The organism is Pseudarthrobacter naphthalenicus, assembly GCF_029076445.1.
GTDB lineage: Bacteria > Actinomycetota > Actinomycetes > Actinomycetales > Micrococcaceae > Arthrobacter > Arthrobacter naphthalenicus.
Genome location: NZ_JARESG010000003.1, coordinates 282,337 through 292,507 on the forward strand (window position 1 = coordinate 282,337; position 10,171 = coordinate 292,507).

Below are 10,171 nucleotides of genomic sequence, written 5' to 3' on the forward strand. Positions count from 1 at the left end.
TTCCTCCTGGTTGATGCTGTGGGGGTGGTGGGCAACGGCGGGGCGGGCTGCCTAGAGCCCGAGTTCTTCGAGCACGGGAAGTTTCTCCCGCACCCAGGCCCGGGCCTCGGTGGCGCTCGGCGCGGACAGCGCCAGCTTGGCCAGTTCCTGCGCCTCGGCCAGCGTGACCGTCTTCAGCACCGCCGCCACGGCGGCGAGGGACCGCGCGGTCATGGACAGCGTGTTGACTCCCAGCCCCGTGAGGACGACGGCGAGGGCCGGGTCGGCGGCAGCCTCACCGCAGACGCCAACAGGTTTGTTGTTGCCTTCCGCGCGGGAGCCTTCCACGGTGAGTCCCACCAGGCGGAGGACCGCCGGCTGCCACGGGGTGTTCAGGTTGGCGAGGGGGCCCAGCTGCCGGTCGGCGGCCATGGCGTACTGGGTGAGGTCGTTGGTGCCGAGGCTCGCGAAGGCCACCTCGCGAAGGATGGCTTCGGCGGTGAGGGCGGCGGACGGGACCTCCACCATGACGCCGGGGGTTTTGATGCCGGCGTCCGCGCACATGGAGGCAAAGCGGGCCGCCTCTTCGGCGGTGGAGATCATGGGGGCCATGACCCACACGTCCGCTTCGGACTGCTTCTCGGCCAGTGCGATTGCTTCGAGCTGGCGGTCCAGGACGCCGGGGGTGGTGAAGTCCGTGCGGTAGCCGCGGACGCCAAGCGCGGGGTTGGGTTCCGTGGAGTCAGTCAGGAACGGGAGGGGTTTGTCGGCGCCGGCGTCGAGGGTCCGCAGGACCACCTTCTTGCCCGGGAAAGCGTCAAAGACGCTCTTATAGGCGGCGGCCTGCTCTTCCACACTGGGTTCGGTGTCCCGTTCCAGGAAGCAGAATTCGGTGCGGAACAGCCCCACGCCCTGGGCTCCCAGCTTCGCGGCGGCTTCCGCGTCCTTGCCGCCGCCCACGTTGGCGAGCAGCGGCACCAGGTGACCGTCCGCCGTCGTGCCCGTGCCGGTGAACTCGGACAGCAGGGAAGCCGTTGCCGCCCATGCCTCCGCGGCTGCGCGGAAGGAGTCGTCCGGATCGGAGGTGATGCTGCCCGCGGCGCCGTCCACAAACACCTCGGTACCGTCCGGCAGTTCGTCAACGCCCACGGCCGCAACGACGGCGGGTAGGCCGAGGGAGCGGGCGATGATGGCCGTGTGGGACTGCGGGCCGCCGCCAGCCGTCACGAGTGCAAGGACCTTGTTCGGGTCCAGGGTGGCGGTATCGGCCGGCGCCAGGTCCTCTGCCACCAGGACGAAGGGGGTGGTGGAGGCGGGAATGCCGGGCGCCGGAACGCCCCGGAGTTCGGCCACGATCCGGGCGCGGACGTCCAGGACGTCGGTGGCGCGCTCAGCCATGTAGCCGCCGAGGTTGTGCAGCATTTCCGAGACCGAGGAACCTGATTCCCAGATGGCCCGCTCGCTCGAGGTGCCGCGGGCCACCAGCTTGGCCGCTCCCTTGATCAGCATGGTGTCCTTGGCCATCAGTGCAGTGGCTTCCAGGACCGCCTTGCCGTCACCGGTGGCGTGAGCGGCACGGGCCTTCAGTTCATCGTGCACCGCCTGGGCCGCCGCCTTCAGGGCGGCGGTGGCATCCTCCGCGGAAGTGCCGGGCGCCAGCTGCTCGCCCGCGGGGGGTTCGCTGATCGGTTTGGGCATTTGGCGGATGGTTCCGATGACGCGGCCGGGGCTGACGCCTACTCCTGAAAAGGTCTGCACTGAAGGTCCTCGTTCTCTGCCGGTAGCCAGGCGCGTCCCGGAACATCCCCGGCGCCATGCCGGGGTGCCGCGACTGCTGCGTGCGGCGGTGGAAACGTGCCTGAAAAAATTGTATGTGATTCAGTTCATATAGCAATGCTATAGGTGATAGGGTAGCGGCTATGAGTTTGGATGGCCAGCTTCCTCCCAAAATGCGACTGTTGCGAGCAGCAGCCGAATTGCTGGCAAATTCAGCCGGGGCAGCCGTTTCCACCCGCCAGATCACCCAGCTGGCGGGCGTCACGGCGCCCACCCTGTACCACCACTTCGGTGACAAGGAAGGTCTCTTCGACGCCGTTGTGGCCGCAGGTTTTGAGGAGTATGTAGCGGGTGAGAGAGATTTCGCCCCGTCCGGACAGCCGCTAGAGGACATCCGGCGGATGTGGGATAACCACGTCCTGTTTGGGCTGAAGCAGCCGGAACTGTACCTGGTCATGTTCGGCAATATCCGCCCGGAAAGCCGTCCCGCCATCGTCGCCGACGCGGAGGCGCTGCTGGAGGAAATGCTGACCAAGGCAGCGGCTGCGGGCCAGCTGAACGTCCAGCCACGGGAAGCAGCCAGGTCCATCCTGGCCGCCAACGTGGGCGTGACGCTCATGCTGATAGCGGAGCCGGCCGCTGAACGGAACCTTGAACTGTCCACCATGACCCGGGATGCCATGATCTTTGCGGTGTCCACGGAGCAGGCCGCCGGAACATCCCGGGAAGACTCGGGCAGGTCCTCGGTGGTGGTGGCCGCGATCGCCCTGAATGCCGCACTTCAGGCGTCGCACTCGGACCAACTATCAAGTTCAGAACTGAAATTGTTCCTCGAATGGCTCCACCGAATCTCCACCAGCACGTCGTCGTAAATATCGGACCCATCCTGCGCAGCAGCAGGAAAAGACGGTTAGGAAATCACATGGCAACGCAGACAGTTGCAAAACCCCGCACCAGCGTGCGGGTCGGCGTCCAGAAGTTCGGGACGTTCCTGTCCGGAATGATCATGCCCAACATCGGGGCATTCATCGCCTGGGGCCTCATCACCGCCCTCTTCATCGAAAAGGGCTGGATCCCGGTGCCGGGCCTGGGAGGTTTCGGCGAAACCGACGGGAAGCCGAACATTGGCCTGGTCGGCCCGATGATCACCTACCTGCTGCCGCTGCTGATCGCCTACACCGGCGGCCGGATGGTCTATGACGTCCGCGGCGGCGTGGTGGGCGCCATCGGCACCATGGGCGTCATTGTGGGCGCCGGCATCCCGATGTTCATCGGCGCCATGATCATGGGCCCCCTCGGCGGCTGGACCATGAAGAAGATCGACTCCCTGTGGGACGGCAAGATCCGGCCCGGGTTCGAAATGCTGGTGAACAACTTCTCCGCCGGCATCTGGGGCGCCTTCCTGGCCATGCTCGGGTTCTATGGCATCTCCCCGCTGGTGCAGGCGTTCAGCACGGCCGCAGGAAACGTGGTCCAGTTCCTGGTCAACAACGGCCTTCTCCCGCTCACCAGCATCTTTATTGAGCCGGCCAAGGTCCTGTTCCTGAACAACGCCATCAACCATGGCGTGCTGACCCCGCTGGGCATCCAGCAGTCGCTTCAGCAGGGCAAGTCCATCCTGTTCCTGCTTGAGGCAAACCCGGGCCCCGGCCTGGGCATCCTGCTGGCCTACATGTTCTTCGGCAAGGGCGTGGCCAAGGCTTCGGCTCCTGGCGCGGCGCTCATCCACTTCCTCGGCGGCATCCACGAGATCTACTTCCCCTACGTCCTGATGCGCCCGCTGCTGATCCTCGCCTCGATCGCCGGCGGCATGACCGGCATTGCCACGCTGGCCATCACCGGCTCCGGCCTGGTGGCGCCGGCAGCACCTGGTTCAATCCTCGCGGTGCTCGCCCAGACGTCCCGCGACAGCTACGTGGGGGTGATCCTCGCGGTCCTGCTCGCCACCACGGTTTCCTTCCTGGTGGCCTCCGTGATCCTGAAGACCACCAAGCACAGCGACGAGGTTGACCTGAACGACGCCACCTCCAAAATGGAGGCCATGAAGGGCAAGAAGAGCTCCGTCTCCTCCGTCCTGACCGGCGCCGGTGCGGGCGGCGGCGTGGGAACGGCCGTGCTGGCCGGCCCGGTGCGGAACATTGTGTTCGCGTGCGACGCCGGCATGGGCTCCAGTGCCATGGGCGCCTCGGTGCTGCGGAACAAGATCAAGGCTGCCGGGTTCCCGGAGGTCAAGGTCACCAACTCGGCCATCGCCAACCTCAGCGACACCTACGACGTCGTCATTACCCACCAGGACCTCACCGAGCGGGCCAAGCCGGCCACCTCGAGCGCGGTGCACTTCTCCGTGGACAACTTCATGAACAGCCCCCGCTACGACGAAATCGTGGAGCTGGTCAAGGAAAGCAACTCACCCGAAGCCGGGGGCGGCGAGGCTGAAACGGCCGGCGCCTCGGGTTCAGGCACAGCAGGCGTTCCGGTTGCAGCAGCAGCCGCGGGTGCCGGAACCGCCGCGGCCGGCCATGGCGCGCACGTTGCCAACGCTCCCGTGGACGGGGCACCTGCCGCAGCCGCGGCGCCGTCGGACATCCTGGTTGCGGACAGCGTCATCCTCAACGGCCGCGCAACCACCCGTGATGCCGCCATTGACGAAGCGGGCCGGCTCCTGCTGGACCGCGGCGCCGTGGATGAGGGCTACATCGCAGCCATGCACGAACGCGAGGAGTCGGTGTCCACGTACATGGGCAGCTTCCTGGCCATCCCGCACGGCACCAACGCCGCCAAGGACCACATCATGAAGTCCGCCGTGTCCGTGATCCGCTACCCGGACGGCATCGACTGGAACGGCAAGCAGGTCAAGTTCGTGGTGGGCGTGGCCGGCATCAACAACGAGCACCTCCAGATCCTCTCCTCCATCGCCAAGGTCTTCACCAACAAGGCCCAGGTGGCCCAGCTGGAGGCCGCGACGTCGGTCGAAGAAGTCCTGGACCTCTTCGGAAAGGTCAACGCATAGTGAAGGCCGTACATTTTGGCGCCGGAAACATCGGCCGCGGGTTCGTGGGGCTTCTGCTGCACCAGGCGGGCTATGAGCTGGTGTTCGCCGACGTCGCAGAGGCCCTCATTGACCAGCTGGCGGCAGCTGACAGTTACAACGTCAACGAGGTGGGGGAGAACCCCACCGTCCGGACCGTGGACAATTTCCGGGCGCTGAATTCGGCCACCCAGGAAGCGGAGCTGGTGCGGGAAATCGCGACGGCGGACATCGTCACCACCGCGGTGGGGCCGCACATCCTGAAGTTCGTGGCGCCCGCCATCACCAAGGGCATCGCCGCGCGGGAGGCCGGGCTGGCGCCGCTGCAGGTGATGGCCTGTGAGAATGCCATCAACGCCACGGACATCCTGCGGGACGAGGTGGCTGCCCTCTGGGACGACGCCGCCGGTTCGCTGGCTTCACTGGCGGTGTTCGCGAACACCGCTGTGGACCGGATCGTGCCCAACCAGGAACCCGGCCAGGGCCTGGATGTGACGGTGGAAACGTTCTACGAGTGGGTCATCGATCGGAGCGCCTTTGGTGATGCGGCGCCGGTGATTCCCGGTGCCACGTTTGTGGACGATCTCTCGCCCTACATTGAGCGGAAGCTCTTTACCGTCAACACCGGGCATGCCTCCGCGGCGTACTTCGGGTTCGAGGCCGGGCTGGAGAAGATTTCCGATGCCATGGCTGATCAGGACGTTGCGGAGGACGTCCGGGCGGTCCTGGAGGAGACCAAGCAGCTGCTCGTGGCCAAACACGGGTTCAGCAACGATGAGCAGGAAGCCTACGTCCAGAAGATCCTGGTCCGGTTCTCCAACCCGCACCTGCCCGATACCGTGACCCGCGTAGGCCGCGCGCCGCTGCGGAAACTCAGCCGGCACGAGCGGTTCATCGGTCCGGCTGCCGAGCTGGCGGAGCGCGGGATTGTGCCCGAGGCCCTGCTGGGTGCCATTGCCGCGGCCCTGCGCTTCAACGATCCCGCGGATGCCGAAGCAACAGAGCTGGCGCAGATCCTGGCGGCCTCGTCCCCTGCGGATGCGACTGCGCAGATCACCGGGCTGGCCCCCGAACACCCGCTGTTCGCCGCCGTGTCCACGCTCGTGGAGGAGCGGCAGGCGGAAGGAGCCAAGGCCCCGGCCTGACCCGTCTGCGGTCCTCACCCGCCGCCTCCCACCCCGGACGCTCTCTCACCTGATGCGGGTTTTCCGAAACCCTCTCGCAGATAATGCGGGTTTTCGGGGAACCCTCCCGCACCGAAGCACGACGCCGGCACTCACCCGAGTGCCGGCGTCGTGCGTTGTGATCCCGCTCACTTATTTCCGGAAACCGTCCTGACGTTTTGAAGTTAGCCTTACCTTACTTATAGAGTTCAGGGACATTAGGCAACAAACTCGTGACGTTATTAGCGGACTGGAGATTGACGTGAAAAAGAAGCTTTCGAGCTACTTGGGGGCACTGGCTGCGGGAGCTGCGCTGCTGGGCGTGACCGCGTGCGGCGGCAGCGCCACCGCGACGCCCGCATCTGAGGCAGCGGCCGGCATCACGGTGGAACACGCCCAGGGCAGCACGGCCAACGTGCCGGTCAACCCGGAGAAGGTCTTCACGTTCGATCTCGGCGTGCTGGACACCCTCGATGCACTCGGCGTCGAATCGGCCGGGGTGCCGGAGGCGAGCTACCCGGCGTCGCTCTCGAAGTACGCTGACGCCAAGTACGAGAAGATCGGTTCGCTCAAGGAACCCGACTTCGAAGCCGTCAGCGCCGGCGCTCCGGACCTCATTATCATCTCGGGCCGCACCGCCGGCGCCTACGAGGAACTCAGCAAGATCGCCCCCACCATCGACCTGTCCATCGATGCCGCAAGCCCGATGGAAAGCTTCAAGGACCAGACGAAGAAACTGGGCGCCATCTTTAACAAGACTGCGGAAGTTGACGCCAAGCTGGCTGGCGTGGACGCCACCATCGCCGCGACCAAGGCCAAGGCGGCTGATGCCGGCAAGGGCCTGATCGTGCTGACCTCCGGCGGGGAGGTCACGGCCTACGGCGCGGGCTCGCGCTTCGGCCTCATCCACGACGTCCTGGGGGTCCCCACCGCAGCCGACGTCAAGGCCGACGGAAGCCACGGCGAATCCGTGTCCTTCGAATACATCAAGCAGGTCAACCCCGACCTCCTGTACGTGATCAACCGCGACACCGCCATCGGTTCCGAGGCCGCCGGCGCCAACCCCGTCCTGGACAACGAACTGGTCCGGTCCACCAACGCCGCCAAGAACAACAAGATCATCAGCCTGGACCCCGCCGCCTGGTACATCGTGGGCTACGGCTTGAACAACGTTGAAGCGATGGTCCACGCCGTTGCCGAGTCGGTGGCCTGAGCCCGCGCCTGACTGCTGACGGAGCCTGAGAAACTGACGTTCGAATCATGACAACCACGGCGGTGCGGACCGTCGCCCCCGGTAGCCGCGGCCGGGCCCGCCAATACGCAGGCCTGGTCGCTGCCGCGGCCGTTGTGCTGGCACTCACGGCCGTCAGCATGTTCGTGGGGGTCAGCGACGTGTCACTGCCGGCCCTGCTGGCGGGCGACCCGGCCGCCGTCGACATCTTCTGGATCTCCCGCGTGCCCCGGACCCTGGCCGTGATCCTCGCCGGAATGTCGGTGGCCGTGGCGGGCCTGATCATGCAGCTGATGGCCCGGAACCGGTTTGTGGAACCCTCCACCGTGGGAACCGTCGAATCCGCAACGCTGGGCATCCTGGTGGTAACAGTGGCAATTCCGACGGCGCCGATCCTCCTTCGAATGGGCGTCGCCAGTGTCTTCGCAGTCATAGGCACGGCACTGTTTTTGGCCATCCTGCGGCGACTGCCCACCCGCAACACCCTTCTGATCCCGTTGGTGGGCATCATGCTCGGCGGGGTCATCGCCGCCGTGACCACGTTCTTCGCCTACCGGTTCGACCTGCTGCAGACCCTGAGTAACTGGATGATCGGCGACTTCTCCGGGGTGCTCCGCGGCCGCTATGAGCTGCTGTGGATTGTGGCCGCCCTGATGCTCGTGGGGCTGCTGGCCGCCGACCGGTTCACCGTGGCCGGCATGGGGGAGGACTTCACCACCAACCTCGGCCTGAACTACAACCGCACCATGCGCCTGGGGCTGGTCATCGTTTCGCTGATCTCCGCCGTGGTGGTGACCACCGTGGGCGCCGTACCGTTCCTGGGCCTGGTGGTCCCCAACATCGTCTCGCTCCTGTTCGGCGACAACCTGCGCCGGGCCGTGCCGTGGACGGCCGTGTTCGGGGCCGGCTTTGTGCTGGTCTGCGACATCCTTGGCCGGACCATCCGCTATCCCTATGAAGTTCCCGTGGGGATGGTGATGGCCGTGGTGGGCGCCATCCTGTTCCTTGTCCTGATCCTGAGGAAACGCAATGCCTGAAACTGCCGCCCCTGCCGCCCCTCCGGACCCGGCTGAGGTGGCCGGCAAGGGCGCCACGCGTCCCGCAGCGTCGCTGCGAAACCGCATCAGGACTGCCCCGCCGCGGCTCGTCATCGGCATCCTGGCTGCCGCCACCGTTGCCGCCGTCGTGTTCTTCCTCTTCAGCGACCTCAAGGGCAACGTGGGCTACGTGCTTCCCCGCCGCGCCCTCAAGGTGGCCGCGATGCTGCTGGTGGCCGTCGCCGTGGGGGTTTCCACCCTGCTGTTCCAGACCGTCACCGCCAACCGGATCCTCACGCCCTCCATCATGGGCTTCGACTCGCTCTACATCCTGGTGCAGACGGCGCTCGTGTTCACCGTGAGTGCCGCGGCAGTCACGTCAGCGCCGCCCACGCTGCAGTTCGCCGTCGAGGTGGTCCTGATGGTGGCCTTCAGCGCTCTCCTGTACCGCTGGATGTTCACCGGCGCCACCCGTTCGCTGCACCTCCTGCTGCTGGTGGGCATCATCCTGGGCAGCCTCTTCCGTGGTTTCTCCTCGCTGCTGCAGCGGCTGATGGAGCCCAGCGAGTTCATCATCCTGCAGGATCTGTTCTTTGCCAGCTTCAACAACGTGGATCCGGCGCTGCTGGGTGTCTCCGCTGTGATCATCGGCGCCGTCTGCATCCCCGTGTGGCGGGCCCGGCACACGCTGGACGTCCTGGCGCTGGGCCGCGATCTGGCCATCAACGTGGGGGTGGACCACCGCCGCGTGGTCATGCGGATCCTGCTGGCATGCTCCCTGCTGGTGGCCGTTTCCACCGCACTCGTGGGTCCCGTGACCTTCTTCGGGCTGCTGGTGGTCAGCCTCGGCTACCAGCTGTGCCGGGGCTTCAACCACGCCCGGCTGATCCCGATCGTGGTCCTGATCGGCGCCGTGGCGCTGGTGGGAGGGCAGCTGATCCTGGAACGGGTCTTCGGCTTCGCCACCGCGCTCAGCGTGGTGATCGAGTTCGCCGGGGGCATCCTCTTCCTTTACCTCCTGCTGAAAGGCTCGCTGAAATGATTGACGTCCGGAACGTCTCCAAGAGCTACGGCGGCCAGCAGGTCCTCGACGACGTCAGCTGCGTGATACCCCGCGGCGGTATCACGTCCATCATCGGGCCCAACGGCGCGGGCAAGTCCACGCTGCTCTCGTTGATCAGCCGGCTCCAGCCGCTGGAATCAGGGGCTGTCTCGGTGGACGGGCTGGATATTACGGCCACGCCCAGCCGCGACCTGGCCCGTACGCTGGCCATCCTCCGCCAGGAGAACCACCTGACCATGCGGCTGCCCGTCCGCGACCTGGTGGCGTTCGGCCGGTTCCCGCACTCGGGCGGCCGGCCCACGGTGGAGGACCTGGCCAAGGTGGAGGAGGCCATCGCGCATCTGGACCTGGGCGCCATGGCGGACAAGTTCGTGGACGAGCTCTCCGGCGGCCAGCGGCAACGCGCCTACATCGCCATGGTCCTCGCGCAGGACACCGAATACCTGCTCCTGGACGAACCGCTGAACAACCTGGACATGAAGCACTCGGTGGAGATGATGCGGCTGCTGCGCCGGTTGGCCGACGATCTGGGCAAAACCATCGTCCTGGTGGTCCACGACATCAACTTCGCGTCCTGCTACTCGGACACCATCCTGGCCATGAAGAACGGCCGGCTCATCCATCAGGGGAGCCCGGCGCAGATCATGCAGGCCGCCATGCTGCACGACGTGTACGACATCGACATCCGTATCGAGGAGATCGACGGGAACCGCATCGGCGTCTACTTCGCCTGACCCCTCCCGACGCTCTCTCACTTGATGCGGGTTCCCTCTGCGTCAGGCTGGTTGTGAGTCAGTCAGTGATTGAAGAGGAATGGGAGCAGCTATGACTGTTGGCCCGCGAGGTATTAGCCGCGATGAGATTCGGGAGTTGGTGCATCAGTATTACGTGCAG

At 66.0% G+C, this 10,171-nt stretch carries 8 protein-coding genes; 7 read left to right on the forward strand and 1 reads right to left on the reverse strand.

Translation table 11 applies throughout. The features are described 5' to 3' along the window. Positions 1–51 precede the first annotated feature (51 nt). Positions 52–1,737, reverse strand: a complete 1,686-nt coding sequence (gene ptsP, locus PY310_RS04945) for a phosphoenolpyruvate--protein phosphotransferase (RefSeq protein ID WP_275213127.1) — start codon at positions 1,735–1,737, stop codon at positions 52–54. A gap of 161 nt (positions 1,738–1,898) precedes the next feature. On the opposite strand from ptsP, the gene PY310_RS04950 reads away from it, so the two are divergent. From PY310_RS04950 to PY310_RS04980, 7 genes are all read left to right on the forward strand, one after another. Continuing rightward, positions 1,899–2,627, forward strand: coding sequence for a TetR/AcrR family transcriptional regulator (locus PY310_RS04950; protein ID WP_275213128.1), 729 nt, complete (start codon positions 1,899–1,901; stop codon positions 2,625–2,627). A gap of 50 nt (positions 2,628–2,677) precedes the next feature. After that, the gene (locus PY310_RS04955; protein ID WP_275213130.1) at positions 2,678–4,765 is read left to right on the forward strand and encodes a PTS mannitol transporter subunit IICBA; all 2,088 of its coding nucleotides are present in this window, start codon (positions 2,678–2,680) and stop codon (positions 4,763–4,765) included. Beyond that, positions 4,765–5,928 (forward strand): mannitol-1-phosphate 5-dehydrogenase, encoded by a 1,164-nt coding sequence (locus PY310_RS04960; RefSeq protein WP_275213131.1) that lies wholly within the window; start codon positions 4,765–4,767, stop codon positions 5,926–5,928. Before PY310_RS04955 ends, PY310_RS04960 begins: the two co-directional genes overlap by 1 nt. A 280-nt stretch (positions 5,929–6,208) precedes the next feature. Then, the gene (locus tag PY310_RS04965) at positions 6,209–7,159 is read left to right on the forward strand and encodes a siderophore ABC transporter substrate-binding protein (RefSeq protein WP_275213132.1); all 951 of its coding nucleotides are present in this window, start codon (positions 6,209–6,211) and stop codon (positions 7,157–7,159) included. 47 nt (positions 7,160–7,206) lie between these two features. Further along, positions 7,207–8,214 carry an ABC transporter permease gene (locus tag PY310_RS04970; protein WP_275213133.1) on the forward strand — a complete coding sequence of 336 codons (1,008 nt, stop codon included), beginning with the start codon at positions 7,207–7,209 and terminating at the stop codon, positions 8,212–8,214. Beyond that, positions 8,207–9,256, forward strand: coding sequence for an iron chelate uptake ABC transporter family permease subunit (locus tag PY310_RS04975; RefSeq protein WP_275213134.1), 1,050 nt, complete (start codon positions 8,207–8,209; stop codon positions 9,254–9,256). The genes PY310_RS04970 and PY310_RS04975 overlap by 8 nt, the downstream gene beginning before the upstream one ends. Beyond that, the gene (locus PY310_RS04980) at positions 9,253–10,011 is read left to right on the forward strand and encodes an iron ABC transporter ATP-binding protein (RefSeq protein ID WP_275213135.1); all 759 of its coding nucleotides are present in this window, start codon (positions 9,253–9,255) and stop codon (positions 10,009–10,011) included. Before PY310_RS04975 ends, PY310_RS04980 begins: the two co-directional genes overlap by 4 nt. Positions 10,012–10,171: the final 160 nt, after the last annotated feature.